Origin of the sequence: Kribbella sp. NPDC003505, assembly GCF_040610875.1 — a bacterium.
In the GTDB taxonomy this organism is placed as follows: domain Bacteria; phylum Actinomycetota; class Actinomycetes; order Propionibacteriales; family Kribbellaceae; genus Kribbella.
In genome coordinates this window covers 1-20,629 of record NZ_JBEXNA010000005.1, presented here as the reverse complement: position 1 = coordinate 20,629, position 20,629 = coordinate 1, and the positions used below count along the sequence as shown (strand labels likewise).

The window sequence follows — 20,629 nt, the reverse complement described above, 5'->3', positions numbered from 1 at the left end:
TCCGGGGCATGTACGAACTGATCCCGGTGGCCGAGGCGCCCGAGCTGGACGAAGAAGCGGGGCAGCGGTTCGCGGAGGAGTGGCCGGAGTTCATCTTCCACGACGAGGGCGTGAAGCCGTTCCGCGAGCGGCGGGTCGAGTATTTCCGCGACTGGGAGTTTTATCTCGTCGACGAGACCCGGCGGCTGATCGCGGGCTGCTGGGGCGTGCCGCTCGCCTGGGACGGCACCGTCGAGGACCTGCCCGGAGGGTTCACGGACTCGCTCGCGCGGTCGGTCACGGAGTACGAGGAAAACGTCGTACCGAACACGTTCGTGCTGATGGCGGCCGCCGTGCGTTCCGACGAGCAGGGGCAGGGCCACGCCGGCCGGGTCATCACCGCCGTTCGCGACCGCGCCGTCGCCTCCGGCCTCGGGCAGGTGATCGCGCCGGTCCGCCCGACGCTGAAGTCGCGCTACCCGCTGACCCCGATCGAGACCTTCATGACCTGGACCCGCGAGGACGGCCTGCCGCTGGACCCCTGGCTGCGCACCCACGTCCGCCTGGGCGCCACCCACCTGGCGCCGGCACCGGCCTCACAGACGATGACCGGCTCGGTGGCCGACTGGGAGAAGTGGACCGGAATGCAGTTTCCGTCCTCCGGCACCTACACCATTCCCGACGGCCTCACCACGCTCGAGATCGACCGCGACGCCGGCACAGGCAGCTACGTCGAACCGAACATCTGGCTCCGGCACGCCTAGGCCGAGTGCGTGCGGGGGAACGCGGTCGCGACCGCGGCGGTGCGGCTGGTGACTCCGAGCCGTTCGTAGATGTTCTCCAGGTGCTTGCGCACGGTGCCCTCGGCGACGAAGAGGCGATGCGCGATCTGGGTGTTGCTGTGCCCGTCGGCGACCAGTTGCAGCAGCTGCAGCTGGCGCGTGGTCAGGTCGGGTACACGGGCTCGGCGACGTTCGTGCGCGCGGAGCACCTCGATGAAGTGCGGGCGGAGCATCGTCAGCAGCAGCCGCTCGCGCTCGGTGAAGTCGCGGCCGGCGGTTCGGAACAGCAGGATCCGGCGGTCCTCTGCGCCGCGCACCGGCAGCGGTACGGCGATCTCGTGGCGGGCGCCGATGGCGCGGAACCACTCACCGACGATCGAGTTCGCCAGTTGCCGGCCGGACAGATAGTCGGACACCTTCCAGACGGACCGGTAGTCGCCGGTGAGCTGCGGCCGGCAGCACGTCTCACCTTCCCAGTAGGACCGCCAGAACAGCTCCTCCCAGCCGTCCGGGAGCGGGTCGGGCACGATGCCGAACTCCTCCAGCGCGACGACCGCGCGGTCCAGCGGACGGCTCACCTGGAAGCTGATCTCCTCGGCCGGGACCAGTTCGGCGAGCGCGGCCAGCAGTTCGCGCGGGAACAGCTCTCCAGGATCCGCCCGACGGCCGGAGTCGACGACGTCGAGGATCTGACGCAGATCGCGTTCGGTGACAGTCATGACCATCCCCCCTCCTCAGGCTAGGCCGATCCGGCCGATTGCAATACGGCGAACGTCGTATGGCTGTCGGCGATCGGCCGCGGTGAGCTTGCAGCGTGGGGCAGCGCCGTGCTGTTCCGCTGTTCGGAGGGGAACATCATGAGAGCGCTGTTTCGCCCAGCCGTATTGCTCATCACCGGCACGTTGGCGTTGGCAGGTTCCGTCGTCGCACCTGCGAGCGCGGGTCGGGTGGACGCGGCGCCGGTGCTCGACTGGAGCGGGTACGCCACGCAAGTGATCGTCACGGGCCGTCCACCGGCCAGTTCCGAGGTACTGCTCGGAATCGTGCACGTGGCGATCGCGGACACCGTGGCCGGGCTCGGGTACGGCCGGCCGTTCCAGGTCGCCGTACGACCGGAGCGGAAAGCGTCCGCCGCGGCTGCGGTGGCCACCGCGGCGTACGACGTACTGCGGGCCCGCGTACCGTCGCCCGGGCTGGAAGCGACGTACGCCGACTACCTGGCCGGTGTGCCGGACGGGGACGACAAGACCCGAGGGATCCAGCTGGGCCGAGCTGTGGCGGCGGGCGTACTCGCGTGGCGCGCGGGCGACGGTCTGAGCAACACAGTGCCCTACATCCAGGCCCCACCAGGCCCAGGCGTGTGGGAGCCGACGGCCGCGACACCGCCCGTCGACATCGTGCTCACGCAGGTCAGGCCGCTGGCGCTGCGCTCTCGTGCGCAGTTCCGCCCGGCCGGACCGTATCCGCTGGCCAGCAAGCGTTACGCGCGTGACGTCGCCGAGGTGGCTTCAGTGGGTCGCAAGGACAGCCTGACGCGTACGGCGGTCCAGACGGAAACGGCGATGTTCTGGTCCGAGCAGACGGCTCAGCAGTGGAGCCGGGCGCTGCTGCAGTTGGCCTTTGACCGCCACCTCTCGCTGGGTAGTGCCGCGCAGATGCTCGCGCTGGCTCACGTCTCGGCCGGCGACGCGGTCATCGCCTGCTGGGACGCTAAGTTCCACTACCTGTCGTGGCGGCCGGTCCACGCCATCCAGCGCGCCGATACCGACGGAAACCGTCGTACTCAGGCCGATCCGACGTGGCAGGCCCTGCTGAACGTCAACCACCCGGAGTACCCGTCCGGCCACGCATGCTTCACCGCGGGCGTGACCGGTGCGTTGCAGGGCTTCTTCCACACGGGCAGGGTCCCTCTGACGATGACCAGTCTGATCACCAATACCACCCGCTCGTAAGCAGACCTGGCCGCAGTACGCAGCGACGTCCGTGAGGCCCGGATCGTGTCCGGTCTGCACTTCCGCCACTCCATGCTCGACGGCGAGGTGCTGGGCAGCCAGGTGGCGGCGTGGGTCGCTACTGGCCGGCCAGGGCGGCCAAGCCAGTCGTGAGGATGCCTTTGGTCACCTGGAGCGCGTAGGGCTCCTCCGGGCCGGTGATGGCCTGGTGGGACCAGCCGACGACGTCTTCGAAGGCTCTGACGTGCCGGTAGTAGTGGACGGCTTCCTGGTCGACGGTATGGGGCCCGTAGCCGGCCAGGAAGGCGTCCAGCTGGTCTGTCGTGGTGGGGCCGACGTCGCCCATGCCGCCGAGCATGAACATCAGGTCCTGTTCGCGGGGCGCGAAGATGACGTCGTCCCAGTCGATCAGGTGCAGCCCGTCCCGGATCAGGACGTTGCCGAGATGCGGGTCGCCGTGGCAGACGACCCGCGGGCCGGTCGGCGCGGGAGGCCGGTTGGTGAGCAGGTCCTCGATGATGTGGTCGTACTGCTTCCACACCGCCGCCAGCTCCTCCTCGACCTCACCCTCGGGCGTCTCCAGCCGCGTCCGCACCTCCACCGCGAGCGCCGGCGTCCGCGCGTCGATATGGCTGTGCTTCGGCAGCGCGTCCCGCAGCCGCTGGGGTGGCTCGGCGTCGTGCACGCGCCGCAGCAACGCGCCGTACTCGGACCACTGCTCGTCCGTCAGCCCCGTCCGCGCCGCCCGCGGCCCGTCGATCCACGGCGTGATCGTCAACCGCTTCTTCGCGTGCACGCTCCACAGCCCGCCCTCGACGGTCCGGATCATCTCCGGTACGCCGGGAAGCCCGGAATCGGCCAGGAACGCCGCGACCTGATGCCCCGTGTTCGTCCCGGCGCCGCTCCACTTCACGGCGTACACGTTGGTCGCCGTACTCGCCCGCCACACCTGCGCGGCGATATCCGCGCCGTCCGCCACCGGTGTGAGCTCCACCACGTCGAGCCCGAAGTCCGCCAGCAACCACTTCCGCAACAACGTCTCACCCACGACGCCAGCATGCCCGGCAAACAGGTCCGCAGCGAACCGATTACCGGGCAGGGCGCGTCAGCGGTAGTTCACGAACTGGACGGCGAAGTCGTAGTCCTGGGACTTGATCAGGGACTGGACCGCCTGCAGGTCGTCGCGGCTCTTGCTGGACACCCGCAGCTCGTCGCCCTGGATCTGCGCCTTGACGCCCTTCGGGCCCTCGTCGCGGATCAGCTTCGAGAGCTTCTTCGCGTTCTCCTGGGTGATGCCGGCGTCGATCGTCGCGTTGATCTTGTAGATCTTCCCGGACAGCTTCGGCTCGTCGGCCTGCAGCCCCTTGAGCGAGATCTGCCGCTTCACCAGCTTGTCCTTGAACACGTCCAGGACGGCGCTCACCCGCTCCTCGGTGTTCGCCTGCATGTCGATCGCCTCACCGGACCACTTGATCCCGGCGTCGACGTTTTTGAAGTCGAACCGCTGGCTGATCTCCTTCGCCGCCTGGTTCACGGCGTTGTCCACCTCCTGACGGTCCACCTTGTTCACGATGTCGAAGGAGGACTCCGAAGCCATGGGCACTTCCTTTCCGATTTGCTGTCAGGGCCACTACCTGTTGTATCGTCTCCCACGCCGGTTCACGAACCGGCAGCACCCTGGCGGGTTGCCCGAGCGGCCAAAGGGAGCAGACTGTAAATCTGTCGGCGTATGCCTACGCAGGTTCGAACCCTGCACCCGCCACACGCAAGAAAAAAGCCCCTGACCTGCGGAAACGCAGACCAGGGGCTCTCTTGCTGTGTCCGGTTGTGTCCGGTTGACACCGGGGGATCTATGGCTGTCCGTGCGGAAGTTTGATCCTCGGTGACTCGCGGCGACATGCTCTCGTTGAGCGCCGCTTGGATCCGCCACCTCGCCAGCTCGTCCGGTGGAGGCACTTTGGCTCAGACCGTCAGCAGCACGCGGCAGCTGTGTCCGGCCCACTCGGCAGCCGGGCTCGCCGGCACCAGGGTGGGCAGTCACCGACGCGGTCGGGTACTCCCCTCCGCTCGGTTCTCGAGTGCTGGAGTACGAACGCCGAGCTTCACCAGGACTGCCTCGACCGTGGATTCGGGCATGTGCGGACCTGTAAGGTTGCAGCGCGTTTGAGTCGCACGCTCTTTCAGAAATGCATGAGAAATAGCGAGGCAGCTGATGAATGACGATGGGACTGGATCGCATGCGAAACTGTGCAGGCGAGAGCAAAGCTTGATGGCGTCGATCCCAACAGTCTAATGGTGGTAATCGACACCAACATTCTCGATGGCATGCCACTGAGGTCTTCTCACCAGGCGTTGGTTGGCCGTGTGATGCCGTTGCCTGAGGCGACGTTGTGGTGAACAGGGGCGTGTCCTGCGTGGGGCTTGCTCGGTTGCGGAGCGGCGCCGGGGGCGCGCCCTTGATGTGTGGCGGGCAGGCGGTGTATGTGGTTGGCCACCGGGGCCTCATCGCGCCGCTAGCGATCTTGCGGATGCGAGCGCCGCGTTCTGCGGCGGAGACTGCCGAGGCGTGGAGGGCGACGTCATGTGCCGCTCGGTGCATCTCTTGTGGCCTCTTCGTACCCGTATATCAGCCGACGTGAAGTCGATTCCGCAAAGGAGTAGAGTGCGCACACTCGTCATGAAGAAGAGACTGGCGGCCGTTGTAATGGCCGCGGTGATGGCCACACTGGGATTGGGAGCCCTTGCCACCAGTTCGGCGGTGGCCGCGCCGCCTACCACCGCGGCCGTCACGAAACCTCCGTCCCCCAGGACCGCCGCCAATCTCACCTCCTCCTGCCCGGTGGTCTCCGGGCAGCGCGTTAAGGAAGCGTCGTACTCGTCCGTGTACCTCGTGGACCCCTGGGGTTATCTCCGCTACATCCCCAGCGACGTATATTTCAAGCTCTGGGACAGCTACGCCGGCATCCAAACGGTTGCCAACGACTCCCTAGATTCCTGCGTTTTTGGGACGTCGATGTACGGTGCTCAGCTCGTCAAGGAGTCCGGGATCAACGCGGTCTATATCTGGGACAACGCCAACGCCGGTTACCCTTCCGGATTTGACTGGATCACGAGCTCCGCAGTTTTCAACAAGTACGGGTTTTCTTGGAGCAAGATCACCACGTATAACTACGTCGGGCCGAAGAACAACTTCAACTGGTTCCAGTGACCCCTTCCGGCCTTTGCGGTGTTTCGCAGTCTCCGTGGCGTGTCGCTGATCGGTAGACTGGGAGGTCTCCGATAAAGAGGGGGCACCGCTGGGCCAAGTGCAAAGTCAGATCTGCGAAGGTCACTAAGCGTGTCCGCAGAGCACGACGATCGGCCCCCAAGCCCAGTACGGGTTTGGGGCCCGATCGTCGTCTCCGGGACTATTATCGATACTGAGGTTTTCTCACCTACTTGGTTTGTGAAGGTGGAGTGGGACGAGCGCGGCGGCGGTGATCGCGCCGATTCTCCAGGGGTCCAGGGTGATCACGCGGAATGCCCGCAACGTGCTTTTGAGCAAAGCGTTCGCGCGTTCGGCTGGTGCGCGCAGTGCGTTGATCATGGCGTCGCGGCGCCCGGTTGCCGGTGGCAAGCTTGTCGCCCTTCAGTTGCAGGAACGATCCGCCAATGACCGCGCGCTGTATGCAGTTCGTCGGGCCAATCTCATGGCCGGCCTGGCAGTAGTTCTCGGGGTCCTCTTTGGTTTGCCTGCGATTGCTCAAGCTTTCGACGTGATCAATCGCCTGCCCAGCTCGGGATTCGCGCAGCCACTCCTAGGGCCGTTGAAGGCGCTGGCGAGCCAAGGCGACCGAGGAATCTGGCTGACGTACGTCCTCCTCGGGACCGCAGTCTTGTTGATTCCTCTCGGATCATCGACGGCGCGGCGCATCAGGGCGGCTGCCCGCAAACCGCGTCGCACGCGGTGCCAACCGAGAATCGAGTTGCCGCTTGGCACCGTCAAGCCAGTCGAGGTGAGCGAGAAGAATGAAGCTCGGGCTGAGTCGCCGTCAGGCCCGTTCTCGTTGGGTTAGCGCGACCGCTGCCCGGATGTGAGCGAGCGTCCTCATACCCAAACCGCGCCCAGAGGCCCTGGCGCAAGCGGCTGGATTCTCGAGACGAGGGTGGCGCTGTGCGGGCAGATGACGAACCTATAGAGGTAATGGCTGCCCACGCATAACCCAGCGAATGCTTCGAGGGGACCTCGAAATCGTGCAAGCCTGCACGAGCTCGGCATGGTCTGTGCGGCACCAATGCGGACGTTTGGCGTCCGGCTCGCATCGACGCAGGTCAGCGCGCTTCACGTCACCCTCTGTAAATCTGTCGACATATGCCTACACAGGTTCGAACGCTGCGCCCGCCACCAGCTTGTCGCAAGCGTGAAAATGGCCCCTGATGCGGAAACGCGGATCAGGGGACATTTGCATCCGTCGTCGATGTCTGGCTGTGTCCGGATGACCACGGCGATCCACGGGTACCCGTGTCTAATACGTGTCCAAGTCAGGCAGCGTCCTTTCGAGGCTCGTCCTTGAACGCTAGTGTCCTGCTTCTGAAGTTCGTGGCATAAGTCGATCTTGGGTTGTTTGCCCGGTGACGCGTTGGAGGTAGCGGCTGAGGGAGTCCAGGATTTCCTCGGCGGTCTTGGTCCAGATGAACGGTTTCGGGTCGTCGTTCCAGGACTTCACCCAGGCGCGGATGTCGGCTTCCAGTGCCTGGACGCTCTTGTGGGCTCCGCGGCGGATCTTGTGGTCGGTGAGGTAGGCGAACCAGCGTTCGACCTGGTTGAGCCACGATGTGATGCGCCCCGCGTTTTCCGGACAGGTCTTCAATGGGTGATTTATGCTGCGAACCGCCGTTCCAGGTATTCGTCGTGGGCCTGTCGTGGGGTCCGGTAGCCGAGTCCTGAATGGCGACGTCGTGAATTGTAGCGGAGTTCGATATAGCGGGCAACGTCATGGTAGGCGTGTGCGCGGGTAGGGTACTGTGTGCGGTGGACGCGTTCGTTCTTCAGTGCGGCGAAGAACGATTCCGCCATAGCATTGTCGTAGCAGATCCCGGTTCGCCCGACCGATTGCCGGATGTTGTATTTCTCCAAGGTCTCGGCGAACTGGGTGGATGTATAATTGCTGCCGCGGTCGGAGTGAAAGATCGCGCCTTCGGCAAGCTTGTGGTTGCGGGCAGCCATGCCGATGGCGGCCTCGATGAGCGGGGTCTTGTAATTGTCATCCATCGCCCAGCCGACCACGGCTTTGGTGTGGCAGTCGATGACGGTCGCTAAATAGACCCAGCCTTCCCAGGTCTCGATATACGTGATATCACCGACCATTTTCTGCCCGGGAGCGTCGGCGGTGAAATCGCGGCCGACGAGGTCGGGGATGTCGAGTGTCCGGCCGTCGTTGTCGGTCAGGCAGGTCCGCCAGGGCTTGGGCTGGCATGGCTCCAGGCCCAGCTCACGCATCAGGTTGCGGACGAGCTCGGGCCCGCACTGTACGCCCAGTCGGCCAGGTCGGCATGAACCCGGCGGTAGCCGTAGGTGGCGTCGGAGTCCTCGAACGACTTGGTGATGAGCAGCTTGAGTTCTTCGCGTCGTTGCGCGGTGGCTGACGCTGGCCGGTGTTTCCACTCGTAGAATCCGGACCGGGACACTTCCAGGAGTGCGCACATCTTGACGATGGACAACGCGGCTTCGGCGTTCATGGTGTTGGCTGCGTGCTCCGCGTCGATGAACTCGAACTTGTCGCTCACCGATGATCCTTGGCAAAGTACGCCGCGGCTTTTTTCAGGAACAAGTTCTCCTGCTCGAGCTCACGAGTGCGACGCCGCAACTCCGCCAGCTCCGCTCGTTCCGACACACCGAGCACCGGCTCCTCGCCGGCATGCTCCCGACGATACGCGTTAACCCAGTTGCCAAGAGTTCCCGGGTTAATCCCCAGCTCCTTAGCCACCTGAGCGATCGGACGCGAGGTCTCAATAACCAACCTCACGGCCTCAGCCCGGAACTCAGGCGAGAATTCCCTCTTCGGACGCGGCAAAGTCTTTCCTTTCCAGACAACCCAATCTTAGTCGGGTCGCTGTCCGGGAGCTTCGGGGCACCTCAATGACCCGGTCGGGGTGAAGTGCATGTGGAAGCGGGGGTGTTTGGCCAGCCAGGCCTTGATCGCCGGGGTTTTGTGGGTGCCGTAGTTGTCGGCCACGATGTAGATGTCCAGGTCTTCGGGGACGGTCTTGTCGATCGTGGCCAGGAACTTCTTGAACTCACTCGCGCGGTGCTGGCGGTGCAGCTCGGTGATCACGGTGCCGTCGGCAACGTTGAAGGCCGCGAACAGTGACGTGATCCCGTTACGCCGGTAGTCGTGCGTGCGGCGCTGCGGCATGCCCGGCATCATCGGCAGCACCGGCTGCGACCGATCCAGCGCCTGGATCTGCGACTTCTCGTCCACACACAACACCACCGCCCGTTCCGGCGGATTGTGATACAGCCCGACGACATCGACGACCCGCTCCACGAACAACGGATCGGTCGACACCTTGAACCCGTCCACCCGGTGCGGCTGGAGACCGAAATCGCGCCAGATCCGCCCGATCGTCGAACGCGACAAACCAGTCCGCCTCGCCATCGACGACTGCGACCAATGCGTGGCGTCAGCCGGCCTCGATTCCAGCGTCGCCACGATCACATCCTCAACCTGATCCAGACTCACCGACGACGGCCTACCAGGCCGATCCTCATCAACCAGACCATCAAGACGCTCCGCCAGAAACCGGCGCCGCCACTTACCCACCGTCGACTCACCACACCCCAACGCCGCCGCCACTTCCTTACTCACCGCCCCCGGCACCGCACAGGCAAGAATGATCCGCGACCGCAACGCCAGCACCTGCGACGACTTCGCCCTCCGCGCCCAACGCTCCAACTGCGCACGCTCATCAACACTCAGCACCAACTCGGCCTTCGGCCGCCCAGTCCTAGGCATACAACCCACCCTGGACTTATGTTGCGAATTTCAGAAGCAGGACACTAGCTCGATCCGTCGTTTAGCCGCCTCGTCCTGCCCGTCGATGCATGAGGCGGAGACCTTGAGCAGCACGTTGACGCTGTGCCCAGCCCACTCGGCCACCTGCGTCGCCGGTACACCAGAGTTGAACCAGAGGCTCACACATGCGTGCCGGAGGTCGTACGGCCGCCGTGCCAGCGGTGACGCGTACTGGGCAGCGCTCAGGGCCTTCTTGCGAGCCTTGTCCCAGAACCGCGTCGACGTGTTCGGATGAACTGGGTTGCAGTACGCCTTCAAAGGCACCCGTCCGAACGGGCCAGTCTGTGTCACGAACAGTCGCCCGCCCGGCCCGGTGCCGAACTCCTTCAAGTGGGGCGCCTCAGCAACGCCACCAGCTCAGGGCAGGCGGGCACTATACGCGTACTCCTCGCGGAACGGTGCTTGAGCGGTCGGTCCTCGCGGTGGTCTGCGAGCTGGAGTTGGAGTCCCCCAATGCCGCATCATAGTCGGCGCGTGACAGCCGTGGATAAGGTCGGGACTACGTTGCACCCGGTTCGGGGTTGTTTCATCCCGGTCATACCCTTTCGCTCTGGCATCGGTCGCGCACGGGGTTGTGCCCGGTCAGATGCCACGTGCGCACCGGGCTCAGCTCCTGCCTCCGCGCCCCGTCGCCCTCGGTGCTGTCCTCCGCTGGTAGGCAGTTGGCCTGGCCGGTGGGCTCGTCTGAACCGACGGCTTCCGGCCCGGGCCGACCGGCAGGCTCGCCGTCTCCGACAGGCCCGTTGACTTCGTTGGCTTCTCTGTTGGCGTGCCTGTCCGCTTTGGCGTGACTGGCTTCTTTGAACTATCCATCGCTTCATGTTCTGTTGACATGGTATCCCTTCCTGAATTCGGCGGCTACGACAGCGGTGGTGAGGCTCACGGAGTCAACCTGGGCGTCTCGGGCCTGTTTGGCGGTCCGCATGTCCTGTAACGGCCGATGGGCCGAATGCCACAGCGCCCGGCCCGTTTGGTATTCATCGTCCACAACGTTTCCACGACTCTGAGGAAGTGGCGGAGGATACGAGTTTCGACTCGTGAGGGTTGCCTCCAACGCGCTTGCCAATTCCTTGAAAATCCGTTCGGGAGTGGCTCGACGCGTTCATATCGACCAGAGCATCCGGATTCGCTGCCTCCGCGAACTGGCGAACGGTCACGGATGACACCAAAACCGAGGCCAGATCCGGGGTGTTTGCCGATCAGACCGAAGTCTCATAGATTTCGGCTCAATCAGTTTACCTAGTAATACCGTCCATTCTGTCGCGAGCAGCTTTCCTGATCGAATCTGCACCTTGCGCTGCCCTCTTGTCATCCAGCCGTTGCTTTGCCTCGGCCGCGGCCTTGGCCGCGTCCGAGGCCTCGGCCGCGGCCGCTTGTTCTGGAGTCTTTGTCTTTTCATTCGCCATGAGAACTCTCCTCACATTTGACATTTACTGATTTGGCCTGGTGTTTGCGTGTCATGCCGTGATGTACGACCCTGCCGGGCTATTCTGCATTGGTGCTGCCTTCCCTCGAGCACAGAAGTCTCAGCTCATTCCCTCCCTCTTCTGGTGAGGGGGTTTGCTTTGCGTTGGCGCTCACGATCAAGATACCTCATTCCTGCCACTGCATGCTGGGATCTCTTGTCAAAGGCTTCCAGTTCCGCGGCCTCGGCCGCGGCCGCTTGTTCTGGAGTCTTTTTCTCTTCATTCGCCATGAGAACTCTCCTCACATTTTGACATTTACTGATTTGGCCTGGTGTGCGCGTGCCATGCCGTGATGTACGACCCTGCCAGGCCAGGCTGCATGGGTGCTGCCTTCCCTCGGGCCCGCCGAAACGAACCAACGCGGGAACTTGACGCCCGCACAGAGGTCTAGACCCGAGCCGACAGGCGGGCATGAAGGCCGGTCGTCGCGGGCCCAGAAAACGTTACGAGCCACCAAACGCCGTGGATCGGGCCGGTAAGAGCCGCCGACACTTCACGGCAGCGCCCGCATGCCGCAGCGCCGATACACGTAAAAGACATCACGATGCGTGACCCTAGGCATCTGACCGCGCGACGGCATCTGTAACATCGCCGGTAACCCGCCCAGCAGACAGTTCCTGCTTCTCAGGTCCGTGTCGAGGGCGTGTCCGGGGCGGTCCAGTGGGACCCGTTCCCGCTGGTAAGTCGGTCCAACGCGCCGGTCTGTGAATCTGTCGGCGTATGCCTACGCAGGTTCGAACCCTGCACCCGCCACGAAGGCGATGGGCGAGGTGTGTCGCGCAGTTCCTGCGCTGACCGCCTCGCCTTCGTCGTGTTGTGCGGCTGCGCTTCGCTTGCCGCCGGCGGGGGCTCCGCCACCCGCACCCCCGGCGCCTTCGCTTCGCTCGGCGGTTGGGGCCGGGTTCGGGTGTTACTCACGGGTTGCCGTCAAGGGTCAGGCGTCCGGGTCAGGTGTTCTGGGGAGAACTGCTCGATGAAAGCTTCGGCGCTGTGCGCTTGCTCTGGCTGCGTTCGGACTGGTGGCTGCCAGCACCATCAGCACGGCTTCTGCGGCGCCCGCGGCCGCGGCGCAACTGTGCTCCAACTCGGTCGTCTGGCCGACCAGGGCGAACGTCGTGGACACGGCCGACATCACCACGCACAAGCCGCCGACGCCGGTGACGCCGGTGACGCCGCCGTACGTGTACTCGAGGTTCTTCGCCAGCCGCTACATGGACAGGTGGTACTCGGTGTGGAACGCCGCGGGCAGGCAGTACTACGCGTTCGGCCAGTTCCCTGCTGGGCTCGAATCTGTACCGGCAGACGACCGTCTTCTCGGGGCCGAGTCCGTGGCAGTCAAAGGCGGTTCGGGTTGGAACCGGGTGGGGGAGCTTCAAGTCCATCGCCACCTCGAACTATCCCCTCAAGGGGTCCCGGCCCGCGTACCTGTACGGCCTGAACACCAACGGCAACCTGTACCGCTACGCCCCGAACCGCACCGGCTACCGGTCGGCGGGCTCGTTCGCCGGTTTCCGGGGCTTCAAGGCGATAACGATGATCAGCGAGGAGCGGACCTACGACACCCTGCTGATGACGACGACGGCCGGCGCGCTCTACACCATCCACATCCCGATCACGGCCGGTGCGAAGCCGGTGGTGAAGCTGGTCCGGAAGTCCGGGTGGACGGCGTTCGAGTCACTGGCCGTCGACAAGTGCGGCGTCAATCGACCGACGGTCATCGTCGCCGTCGACCACGACACCCAGGCCGGCTACCTGGACGGCATCAGCAAGTTCGACGGCACGGCCACCGCGATGGTGTCGTAGGGCAGGGCGCCGGTGGTCTTCAACGGGCTGAATCACACCTCCCAGGTCGGATTCCAGGACATCCCCCCATGGGCGAGTAACGGCCTCGGACCGCAGGGAATAGGGTCGGCTCGGGCGGGAGTTGAAGGTTGCGACGGAGTGTCTGAGCGAGGAGAACGATGAAACCCACCGAGTTCGTGAAGGTGAACGGTCAGTTCTGGGGGGAGCACCTCAAGGGAGTGGCCGGGCATCTGCCGGTGAGTCACCGCAGCGAGTTGCCGGGGCCGATGCTGTTCCCGCGGATGATGGTGCTGACCGAGACGCCGGACTGGAACATCCTCGAGCTCGTCGGGCTCAGTCGCGAGTACCGCAGCCTCGAGGTCCGGCGGCAGAAGGTGGGCAGCATCGAGGAGTACTTCGGGCTCGGCGGCGGCCGCACGGTGGTCGCGAACCTGCAGGGGCAGAACTGGTTCAAGGACGCGACGATCGCGACCGAGGCCGGCCGGAAAACGCTGGTCGAGCAGTTTCCGAAAGCCGGAAACATGCTCGGCGAAGAGCTCGTCGGCCCGGCCGACGAGTTGCTGCGGTTCGCGCCCGGAAACTACTCGACGTTCGACCGCGCCCTGCTCGTGCAGACGTCCGGTGACTCGCTGCGGGCGCACTGGGTGTTCTTCGCGCTGGCGATCCACCGGTCGGAGCCGGCCGACAAGTACCTCGATTTCCTGCGGAACTATGTCAACTCCCGCCCGCACCTCGACCCGGTCGGCACGATCAGCCTGCCGATCGACCCGGCCGCGCTGAAGGCCGACGCGTTCGAGAGCACCTACCTCGCGCACGGCCTGCAGGACAGCGGCGTGGACGATTTCCTGGACAAGCACGAGAGCATCCTGCTGTCGGCGTTCGACGCGACGAAGCTGGTCCGCCGGCCGGCGCTCGGCGACCTGCACCCGGACTTCATCCTCGAGCGCGCCGACGGCAGCCACGTCGTCGGACGGCTCGAGCTCCCGGTCGTCGACACCGTGAACGGAAAAAAGCGGCGCCGCGTTTTCCGTACGCCGGTGCAGGACAGCGCGGCCGAGCTCGCGCAGTACGCCGACTACCTGAAGGACGCCGAGAACCGCGCGCAGGTGAAGTCGAAGTACGACGTCGACGTCGCCGATCCGCGCCAGGTCGTGATCGTCTCCTCCCAGGAGCCGGTCGCCCCGGCAGCCGGCGTGGAGGTCATCGACTACGACACCATCCTCCGCTTCCACCTCGCCACGAACGGCTGACCGCCTGCTCGCCACCGTGTCCCGGCCGGTACTTCCGTAGGGTCTGCCTATGGAGTACTTCGTCTACGGCCGGGACGCGGTGGATGGTTTCGAGATCAAGGTCGCTCTGAACGAAGAGCACTGGTCCTTCATGGACAGGTACGCCGACGGGCTGATCGCCCGCGGCCCGACGCTGACCGAGGACGGCGAACGGGCCACCGGCAGTCTGCACATCGTCGACCTGCCCGACGACGAGGCGGTCCGGTCCTTCGCGTACGACGAGCCGTACTACCGCGCCGGCGCCTTCGAGACCGTGGAAATCCACCGTTTCCGCAACCGCTACCCGGGCCGCACGATGTGGGACTTCACCGGCACCGGCGAACGCCGCTACCTGGCACTCACCAAGGACGCCTCGCGACCGTTCACCTCGGACCACCTGATCATGTACGGCGACCTGCTCGACGGCGACACCCACATCGGTCGCGCCGCACTCCTGGAAGCCCCGTCCGCCGAAGCAGCCGCCGCACTGATCCAAGCCGACGCCGCCGAAGTACACCCGTGGGAGTTCGGCGGCCGCCGCTAGGTCCTGTCAGACGCGACGCGACGACCGTCAGCCGACGCGTCGCCCAGCCCGCACGTGCTGTGGTTCAGCCCCTCGAACTCCAGGTACTCGAACCCGATACCTTCCAGCACCGGCTGCAGCCGCCGGAGACGACGGATCGCCGGGTCTGCCGTGCCCAGGTAGGCAACCTTGGCGCCGCCGTACAGCCTGAGCTCGTGATGCCAATCGAACGAACGGTACGCCCGCCAGAACTCCAGTGCAGCACGCGGCAACCGAGGCTCCCGTTCCATCCGCCGCATCTCGCCGTCGGTCGGAAACCCGATCGGTGTGACTCCGCCCATGACGAGCGCGACGGCCCGGTCCGTCGACCTGGCAACGAGTGCCGCCATGCAGGCCGGCTGCGAGAATCCCCAGATCCCGAACCGGCCGATCCCTTCGTGATCGAGAACCGCGAGGACCTGGTCGCCGACGGAGCCGAAGTCGTAGTCGTCCGGCCGGTCACTGGAGCCGAAGCCGACCGGATGAATCTGCAGCACCCGGAACCGCTGTGCGAGCGGGGTGACGACCGGATAGTCCAGCGGGCGGCGACTGTTCTTCATCAGCACGAGGGCCGGCCCGGCGCCGCTCACCCGGTACGCGATGCGCGCGCCCGAGCGCTCGACGTACCGGTAGGTCATCAGATGATGGATTGCAGGGCGGTCGCCAGGGTTTGGCGGGTTGAGGCGGGGAGGTTTGCCGTCAAGGTGTTGATGCGGTCGACGACGGCGTTGTGGGCGTCGTGGGCCAGGGACAGGCCCTCGGGGGTCAGTTCGATCTGACAGGCGCGGCGGTCGGTGGGGCTGGGGATGCGGGTCACCAGGGTGCGGCGCTCCAGGCGGTCGACCATGCTCGTCAGGCTGGAGCGTTCGATGCTCAGGATGCGGCTGAGCTCGGTCATGCCCAGCGGGCCGGCAATCAGCACGCACAGGAGGTGCGCCTGCTGCGGGGTGAGGCCGAGCGGGCGACTGGTCTCGGCGTGCACGTCCTGCAGCCGGTGCATGGTCTGCACCAGCGCACTCGCGAGGTCGGTGTCCCGGGCCGTCGTCGTCTCCATGCCCCCATGATAGTCCGCTGACCTAATAGTTTGCGGTTCGAATGATTCGTGCTACAACTAGTTAGAACAGCGAACTACTTGAGGAGTGCGACATGAACGTGCGGTTCGGATACGGCTCGCCGGACGCGGTGCGGGAGGCCGGCGCGATCGTCCGGCTCGCGCAGCAGGCGGACCGGGACGGTCTCGACCACGTCAGCCTCGCGGACCACCCGTACGTCGCGGACATGCTCGACGGGTGCGCCGCGATCGCATTCGTCCTCGGACGCACCGAGCGGTTGTCCGCGTTCGTGAACGTGACCAACCTGCCGCTACGGCCGGCGCCGGTCCTCGCCCGGACGGCGACCTCGCTGTCGGCGCTGTCCGGCGGCCGCTTCGTCCTCGGACTCGGCGCCGGCGGAGCATGGGACCGGATCACGACGATGGGCGTCCCGGAGTTGCGCCCGGCCCAGGCGGTCGAGGCGTTCGAGGAGGCCATGCAACTCGTCCACTCGCTGTCCGACGGCGGTACGCCGGCGCCGACCAAGCACTACCCGATCGGCACGCTCCGCCCGGCCGCCGTACCCGCGCCGCTGATCTGGACCGGCTCGAACGGCCCGAAATCGCTGGCCGCGACCGGCCGGAACGCCGACGGCTGGATCCCCGGCCACGCCGCCGACTGGCTCAGCGACCGGTACCACTGGTCCCGCCCGATCATCGACGAGGCGGCCCTGTCGGTCGGCCGGAAACCGTCGGACGTGGCGACCGTCTACAACTTCCCCGGCGCGATCACCGCGACCCCGCTGCGTCGTACCCGCGACGAGGATGGGCGCTGGCTGGGCGGCTCGCCGGAGCAGTGGGTCGAGGAGCTCAGCGACGCGGTCCTCAACCACGGCGCGGCCGGTTTCACGCTGTTTCCGCGCGGCACCGACCCGTTCGAGACCCAGCTCTCCCGCTGGTCGCAGGAGGTCGTCCCCGCCGTCCGCGCCGCGATCAACTGACCGGCGCGAAGCCGGCCGAGCCCAGCCGAGGGCGCGAGGTCACCCGAGCCGAGCCGAGGGCGCGAGGTCGGCCTCGACCCAGCCAAGGGCGCGAGGTCGGCCGAGCCCAGCCGAGCGATGCGAGGGATCAGCTGAGGGATGCGAGCTCGGCAGCGGACAGCTCCAGCTTGCCCGCAGCGACGTTCTCCTCGAGGTGCCGGACGCTCCCGGTGCCAGGAATGGCGAGGATGTTGGGGGAGCGGTGCAGCGTCCAGGCGAGGCGGATCTGTTGAGGTGTGGCGTGGTGCGTCGCGGCGACCGCGTCGACGGCGGCTGAGGTGGAAGCGTCGGTGATGGAACCGAAGGGCACGTAGGCGATGCCGCGCTCTGCACAGAAGCTGATCACCTCGTCCTCGGAGCCCCGACGGTCGACGGCGTAACTGTTCTGAACGCACACGACGGGCGCGATCGCGAGCGCCTCCCGGACGTGCTCGAGCCGCACGTTCGAGACGCCGAGCTGCCGGATCAGTCCCTCGTCCCGCAGCGCCGCGAGCCACTCGAACCGTTCGGCGAGCGAGCCGTCGCCGGTGATCCGCAGGTTCACGACGTCCAGACGGTCGACGCCGAGCTGCCGCAGATTGGTCTCCACCTGCGCGCGCAGCTCCGCGGCTGTCGTCGCGTTGTAGAACCCACGCTCCGGATCGGTGCCCGGACCGACCTTGGTCGCGATGACGAGCCCGGCCGGGTACGGCGTCAGCGCCGCACGGATCAGCTCGTTCGCGGACCCGTAGAACGCGGCCGTGTCGAGGTGGTTGACGCCGAGCTCGACCGCGCGGCGCAGTACGGCGATCGCCTGGTCCGGGTCCGTGAGCCGCATCGCGCCGAAGCCGAGCCGCCCGACGGTGACGTCACCCAACCGCCACGTGGTCACTCCTCGATCGCTCCCCGGACCGCGCGCAGGTGCTGCCGGAAGGTCAGGGACGGGTCGGCGGCCCGGCGCTCGAGGTACTGTGCGAAGCTCACCTGCTCGCGCAACGACCGCCCGGCCCGGATCGCGTCCGCCTGCCGGCGCTCGGTGTCCCGGATCGACTCCGCCAGCCCGAACAGCTCCTCCAGCCGGTCTGCCGGGACGAAGATCGCGCCGTCCTCGTCCGCCAGGACGACGTCGTCCCGGGTCACCGTCCACTCGCCGATCGTTGCCCTGGACAAGGCATCGGCCGGCTGCGGGTCGAGCCGCAGCGGACCGGTCGGCAACGCGCCGAGGCTGAACACCGGCAGCCCGATCGCGGCGAGCTCGACGGTGTCCCGGTGCAGTCCCCAGATCACGATCCCCACGACGCCGGCCGCGGCGGCCTCCAGCGCGGCGAGGTCGCCGACACAGGCCTCGTCCCGACGGCCGCCGTTGTCGACCACCAGTACGTCGCCCGCGTGGGCGGACTCGAACGCCTCCAGGAAAACGTCGACACTTCCGACGTGCTGCGCCGGCAACACCCGGCCCGCGACCCGGCCGGCGCCGGAAACCGCCGTCACCGAGACCGTCCGGACCGGAACCTTGGCCCGCACGCAGGCGTCCGCCACATGCGCCGTCGTCAACCCGGCAAACCGCTCCAGCATGCCCATCACCCTCCAGGTTGTGCCCTAGCGACAGGAGGTCTCCGCCGGCCGCTCTGTCCTCCCTGCTCGCAGTTTGCTCCTGAACGGCGCCCGGTGGGGACACATCCTGTCGTTAGGTACCTCACTCCCGACGCAGGAAGGCGAGAATCCCGTCCAGCGGCGGCTCGGTGCTGGTGTCCACGGTCAGCGAGGGGACCGGGAGATCGACGGCCTGGAAGGCGTTGTGGGTCCGCAGCCGTGCGTCCGGACTGATCTGCTTGTCCTCGTGCGCGGCCCGGCGCGGGTCGTTGGTGGTCCGGGCGGTGATCCGCTCCAGCGCGACCTCCGCCGGGACCGTGCAGTGCAGGATCCGGAGGTCGGCGCGGCCGAGCAGCGGGCTCAGACCAGGCGTCCACAACCGGTCCTGGAACGCCGCCTCCGCGACCACCGTCGTACCGCGGCCGACCAGCAGGCCGATCACGTCGAAGAACGTCGACAGCGTGCGCATCGTCAGCGGGTCGCCGGGGCCCGGCACGAATCCGGGGGTGGCGTGCGCCATGCCTTCCTTGATCTCGTCGCGGCAGATCGCCGGGCAGCCGATCGCCGTCGCGATCCGGTGCGCCAGCGTCGTCTTGCCGGTCCCGGGAGGACCACTGACCACGACGAGCATCGGTTTCGGCTGCACCCGCCGTACCTTATCCGGCACCGCGGACGCTCGGTGCAAACCGCGTGTCAGGAACTGTCGGAGGCCGCCTCTAGCGTGGTTTCCGTGACCACGTACTCGGCGGTGCGGACGACCGGCATCTACTGCCGGCCGGGCTGCGGAGCCAAGCCGCTCGCGGAAAACGTGAGCACGTTCGAGCTGCCCGCCGCCGCGGAGGCGGCCGGGTATCGCGCCTGCCTGCGCTGCCGGCCGTACCGGGTGGCCGGGACGGTCGCGGACGAGACCCCCGAGCTGGTCTGCCGCGCGGTGCAGCTGATCATCGCCGGCCTGCTCGACGAGGCCGGCGAGGAGGCGTTGGGGGCGCGGCTGGGAGTGTCGGCGCGACACCTCCGGCGGATGTTCCACGAGCACCTGGGGGTCACGCCGGACCAGTTCGCCCGCTCCCGCCGGGCGCATTTCGCGCGCCGCCTGCTGGACGACACCGACCTCGGCATCGCCGAGGTCGCGTTCGCGGCCGGGTTCGGCAGCCTGCGGCAGTTCAACCGGGCGATGCGGGAGATCTTCCGGGCCACGCCCCGGGAGCTGCGCGACCGGCGCCGTCGCGGCGATCGCCTCGCGGCCGACGGCGGGCTGGTGCTGCGGCTGCCGTTCACCCCGCCGTACGACTGGGAGGCCATGAGTTCGTACCTCGGTGCGCGGGCGGTCCCGGGCGTCGAGTCGGTCGTGGACGGTGTGTACCGGCGGACGATCTCGCTCGACGGCGAGCCCGGCCTGCTGGAGATCGGTGCGGGCGGCGACGACCACCTGATCCTGTCTGCGCACCTGCCCTTCTGGGAGGGCGTCATCCATGTCGTCGACCGGGCCGCGCGCCTGGTCGGGCTCGACGGCGAACCGGTCCGTGCGCGTGCGCAGCTGTCCGCGGATCCGGAGCTCGGGCCGCTGGTGACGGCGCGGCCCGGCGTTCGCGTGCCTGGGGCGTGGGGCCCGTTCGAGGTCGCCGTCCAGGCCGTCGTCCGGGACGGGCTCGCTCCGGACGAGGCGAGTGACGCGCTGCGCAAGCTCGTCGAGGTGTACGGCGTGCCGGTGCCCGGGCTCGGCCATGGCCTGACGCACGCGTTCCCCGGGCCGGAGGCGCTGGCCGCGGCCGAGCTGGTCGGGCCGCTCGCCCGAGAAGTTGTCAATGGCAACATCAGGCTGGAGGACTCGGAGAGGCTGGTTCCGGCGCTGGAGACCGTCACCAGCAGCCGGGCGGCGCAGGAGATCGCGCTGCGCCTCGGGTCCCGGGATGCCTGGCCGCTCGGCGGCGAGGTCGAGCACCTCCGCCCCTGGCGCTCGCTCGCCGCCGTCTACCAACTGGTCGCCTAGGGCATGTCTGATAATCCAGCGCCGTCGCGAGGAGGTGCTCGGCACGGCATCTCGCCGCACGTGAGCAAAGGCCACGATGCGCCGCATCGAGACCTTCGCTCCCGCACGCCGAGCTACCGCACCGAGCACC

18 protein-coding genes, 1 tRNA gene and 4 pseudogenes are annotated in these 20,629 nt (G+C 66.8%); 9 read left to right on the top strand and 14 right to left on the bottom strand.

Annotated features, from left to right (window positions below; genetic code table 11):
- Positions 1–8 precede the first annotated feature (8 nt).
- Entirely contained in the window at positions 9–743 is a 735-nt protein-coding gene (locus tag ABZX12_RS17900; RefSeq protein WP_355694348.1) for a hypothetical protein, read from the top strand.
- Here the strand turns inward: ABZX12_RS17900 and ABZX12_RS17895 are convergent.
- Entirely contained in the window at positions 740–1,480 is a 741-nt protein-coding gene (locus ABZX12_RS17895) for a LuxR C-terminal-related transcriptional regulator (protein WP_355694346.1), read from the bottom strand. The genes ABZX12_RS17900 and ABZX12_RS17895 overlap by 4 nt on opposite strands.
- A 138-nt stretch (positions 1,481–1,618) precedes the next feature.
- On the opposite strand from ABZX12_RS17895, the gene ABZX12_RS17890 reads away from it, so the two are divergent.
- On the top strand, positions 1,619–2,713 hold the full coding sequence (locus tag ABZX12_RS17890) for a vanadium-dependent haloperoxidase (RefSeq protein ID WP_355694344.1): 1,095 nt from the start codon (positions 1,619–1,621) through the stop codon (positions 2,711–2,713).
- Between the two features lie 118 nt (positions 2,714–2,831).
- Here the strand turns inward: ABZX12_RS17890 and ABZX12_RS17885 are convergent, their stop codons facing one another.
- Positions 2,832–3,761, bottom strand: a complete 930-nt coding sequence (locus tag ABZX12_RS17885) for a phosphotransferase (RefSeq protein WP_355694342.1) — start codon at positions 3,759–3,761, stop codon at positions 2,832–2,834.
- Between the two features lie 57 nt (positions 3,762–3,818).
- The gene (locus ABZX12_RS17880) at positions 3,819–4,310 is read right to left on the bottom strand and encodes a YajQ family cyclic di-GMP-binding protein (RefSeq protein WP_355694340.1); all 492 of its coding nucleotides are present in this window, start codon (positions 4,308–4,310) and stop codon (positions 3,819–3,821) included.
- Between the two features lie 82 nt (positions 4,311–4,392).
- Between ABZX12_RS17880 and ABZX12_RS17875 the strand changes: the two genes are divergently transcribed.
- A tRNA-Tyr gene (locus tag ABZX12_RS17875) sits at positions 4,393–4,475 on the top strand.
- A gap of 915 nt (positions 4,476–5,390) precedes the next feature.
- Complete coding sequence (locus ABZX12_RS17870; RefSeq protein WP_355694338.1) at positions 5,391–5,921, top strand: hypothetical protein; 531 nt, start codon at positions 5,391–5,393, stop codon at positions 5,919–5,921.
- A 222-nt stretch (positions 5,922–6,143) separates the two neighbouring features.
- Here the strand turns inward: ABZX12_RS17870 and ABZX12_RS17865 are convergent.
- The 6 genes and pseudogenes from ABZX12_RS17865 to ABZX12_RS17840 all read right to left on the bottom strand — a co-directional run.
- A pseudogene (locus ABZX12_RS17865) lies at positions 6,144–6,305 on the bottom strand (IS5/IS1182 family transposase); the annotation flags it as partial.
- Positions 6,306–7,269: 964 nt separating this feature from the next.
- A pseudogene (locus ABZX12_RS17860) lies at positions 7,270–7,530 on the bottom strand (IS630 family transposase); the annotation flags it as partial.
- A gap of 41 nt (positions 7,531–7,571) precedes the next feature.
- Positions 7,572–8,766, bottom strand: a pseudogene (locus ABZX12_RS17855) (IS3 family transposase).
- Between the two features lie 66 nt (positions 8,767–8,832).
- Positions 8,833–9,708: pseudogene (locus ABZX12_RS17850) on the bottom strand (IS630 family transposase); the annotation flags it as partial.
- Between the two features lie 30 nt (positions 9,709–9,738).
- A complete protein-coding gene (locus tag ABZX12_RS17845; RefSeq protein ID WP_355694336.1) occupies positions 9,739–10,098 on the bottom strand; it encodes a hypothetical protein in 360 nt (119 codons plus the stop codon).
- 1,201 nt (positions 10,099–11,299) lie between these two features.
- The gene (locus tag ABZX12_RS17840) at positions 11,300–11,464 is read right to left on the bottom strand and encodes a hypothetical protein (protein WP_355694335.1); all 165 of its coding nucleotides are present in this window, start codon (positions 11,462–11,464) and stop codon (positions 11,300–11,302) included.
- Between the two features lie 1,303 nt (positions 11,465–12,767).
- On the opposite strand from ABZX12_RS17840, the gene ABZX12_RS17835 reads away from it, so the two are divergent.
- The 3 genes from ABZX12_RS17835 to ABZX12_RS17825 all read left to right on the top strand — a co-directional run bounded on the left by ABZX12_RS17835 (position 12,768) and on the right by ABZX12_RS17825 (position 14,849).
- Positions 12,768–13,037 carry a hypothetical protein gene (locus ABZX12_RS17835; protein ID WP_355694333.1) on the top strand — a complete coding sequence of 90 codons (270 nt, stop codon included), beginning with the start codon at positions 12,768–12,770 and terminating at the stop codon, positions 13,035–13,037.
- A 158-nt stretch (positions 13,038–13,195) separates the two neighbouring features.
- Positions 13,196–14,287 carry a hypothetical protein gene (locus tag ABZX12_RS17830; protein ID WP_355694331.1) on the top strand — a complete coding sequence of 364 codons (1,092 nt, stop codon included), beginning with the start codon at positions 13,196–13,198 and terminating at the stop codon, positions 14,285–14,287.
- A 49-nt stretch (positions 14,288–14,336) separates the two neighbouring features.
- Positions 14,337–14,849 carry a YciI family protein gene (locus ABZX12_RS17825; protein ID WP_355694329.1) on the top strand — a complete coding sequence of 171 codons (513 nt, stop codon included), beginning with the start codon at positions 14,337–14,339 and terminating at the stop codon, positions 14,847–14,849.
- Here the strand turns inward: ABZX12_RS17825 and ABZX12_RS17820 are convergent.
- The gene (locus ABZX12_RS17820) at positions 14,846–15,505 is read right to left on the bottom strand and encodes an alpha/beta hydrolase (RefSeq protein ID WP_355694327.1); all 660 of its coding nucleotides are present in this window, start codon (positions 15,503–15,505) and stop codon (positions 14,846–14,848) included. The two genes, ABZX12_RS17825 and ABZX12_RS17820, sit on opposite strands and share 4 nt — an antisense overlap.
- Positions 15,505–15,921 (bottom strand): MarR family transcriptional regulator, encoded by a 417-nt coding sequence (locus ABZX12_RS17815; RefSeq protein WP_355694325.1) that lies wholly within the window; start codon positions 15,919–15,921, stop codon positions 15,505–15,507. Before ABZX12_RS17815 ends, ABZX12_RS17820 begins: the two co-directional genes overlap by 1 nt.
- A gap of 92 nt (positions 15,922–16,013) precedes the next feature.
- Between ABZX12_RS17815 and ABZX12_RS17810 the strand changes: the two genes are divergently transcribed.
- Positions 16,014–16,898, top strand: coding sequence for an LLM class flavin-dependent oxidoreductase (locus ABZX12_RS17810; RefSeq protein WP_355694324.1), 885 nt, complete (start codon positions 16,014–16,016; stop codon positions 16,896–16,898).
- 127 nt (positions 16,899–17,025) lie between these two features.
- Here ABZX12_RS17810 and ABZX12_RS17805 read toward each other — a convergent pair whose 3' ends face one another.
- From ABZX12_RS17805 to ABZX12_RS17795, 3 genes are all read right to left on the bottom strand, one after another.
- On the bottom strand, positions 17,026–17,808 hold the full coding sequence (locus tag ABZX12_RS17805) for an aldo/keto reductase (RefSeq protein ID WP_355694322.1): 783 nt from the start codon (positions 17,806–17,808) through the stop codon (positions 17,026–17,028).
- Positions 17,805–18,491 carry an RraA family protein gene (locus ABZX12_RS17800; RefSeq protein WP_355694321.1) on the bottom strand — a complete coding sequence of 229 codons (687 nt, stop codon included), beginning with the start codon at positions 18,489–18,491 and terminating at the stop codon, positions 17,805–17,807. The genes ABZX12_RS17805 and ABZX12_RS17800 overlap by 4 nt, the downstream gene beginning before the upstream one ends.
- Positions 18,492–18,612: 121 nt before the next feature.
- Positions 18,613–19,155 carry an AAA family ATPase gene (locus tag ABZX12_RS17795; RefSeq protein WP_355694319.1) on the bottom strand — a complete coding sequence of 181 codons (543 nt, stop codon included), beginning with the start codon at positions 19,153–19,155 and terminating at the stop codon, positions 18,613–18,615.
- Positions 19,156–19,239: 84 nt separating this feature from the next.
- Between ABZX12_RS17795 and ABZX12_RS17790 the strand changes: the two genes are divergently transcribed.
- The gene (locus tag ABZX12_RS17790) at positions 19,240–20,499 is read left to right on the top strand and encodes an AlkA N-terminal domain-containing protein (protein WP_355694317.1); all 1,260 of its coding nucleotides are present in this window, start codon (positions 19,240–19,242) and stop codon (positions 20,497–20,499) included.
- The last annotated feature ends 130 nt before the right edge of the window (positions 20,500–20,629 follow it).

Excerpts from the sequence above, each read along its gene's own strand:
- ABZX12_RS17825 (WP_355694329.1), top strand. The coding sequence starts at position 14,337 with ATGGAGTACTTCGTCTACGGCCGGGACGCGGTGGATGGTTTCGAGATC.
- ABZX12_RS17840 (WP_355694335.1), bottom strand. The coding sequence starts at position 11,464 with ATGGCGAATGAAGAGAAAAAGACTCCAGAACAAGCGGCCGCGGCCGAG.
- ABZX12_RS17895 (WP_355694346.1), bottom strand. The coding sequence starts at position 1,480 with ATGACTGTCACCGAACGCGATCTGCGTCAGATCCTCGACGTCGTCGAC.
- ABZX12_RS17820 (WP_355694327.1), bottom strand. The coding sequence starts at position 15,505 with ATGACCTACCGGTACGTCGAGCGCTCGGGCGCGCGCATCGCGTACCGG.
- ABZX12_RS17890 (WP_355694344.1), top strand. The coding sequence starts at position 1,619 with ATGAGAGCGCTGTTTCGCCCAGCCGTATTGCTCATCACCGGCACGTTG.
- ABZX12_RS17800 (WP_355694321.1), bottom strand. The coding sequence starts at position 18,491 with ATGCTGGAGCGGTTTGCCGGGTTGACGACGGCGCATGTGGCGGACGCC.
- ABZX12_RS17870 (WP_355694338.1), top strand. The coding sequence starts at position 5,391 with ATGAAGAAGAGACTGGCGGCCGTTGTAATGGCCGCGGTGATGGCCACA.
- ABZX12_RS17835 (WP_355694333.1), top strand. The coding sequence starts at position 12,768 with ATGATCAGCGAGGAGCGGACCTACGACACCCTGCTGATGACGACGACG.
- ABZX12_RS17810 (WP_355694324.1), top strand. The coding sequence starts at position 16,014 with ATGAACGTGCGGTTCGGATACGGCTCGCCGGACGCGGTGCGGGAGGCC.
- ABZX12_RS17815 (WP_355694325.1), bottom strand. The coding sequence starts at position 15,921 with ATGGAGACGACGACGGCCCGGGACACCGACCTCGCGAGTGCGCTGGTG.
- ABZX12_RS17880 (WP_355694340.1), bottom strand. The coding sequence starts at position 4,310 with ATGGCTTCGGAGTCCTCCTTCGACATCGTGAACAAGGTGGACCGTCAG.
- ABZX12_RS17900 (WP_355694348.1), top strand. The coding sequence starts at position 9 with ATGTACGAACTGATCCCGGTGGCCGAGGCGCCCGAGCTGGACGAAGAA.
- ABZX12_RS17830 (WP_355694331.1), top strand. The coding sequence starts at position 13,196 with ATGAAACCCACCGAGTTCGTGAAGGTGAACGGTCAGTTCTGGGGGGAG.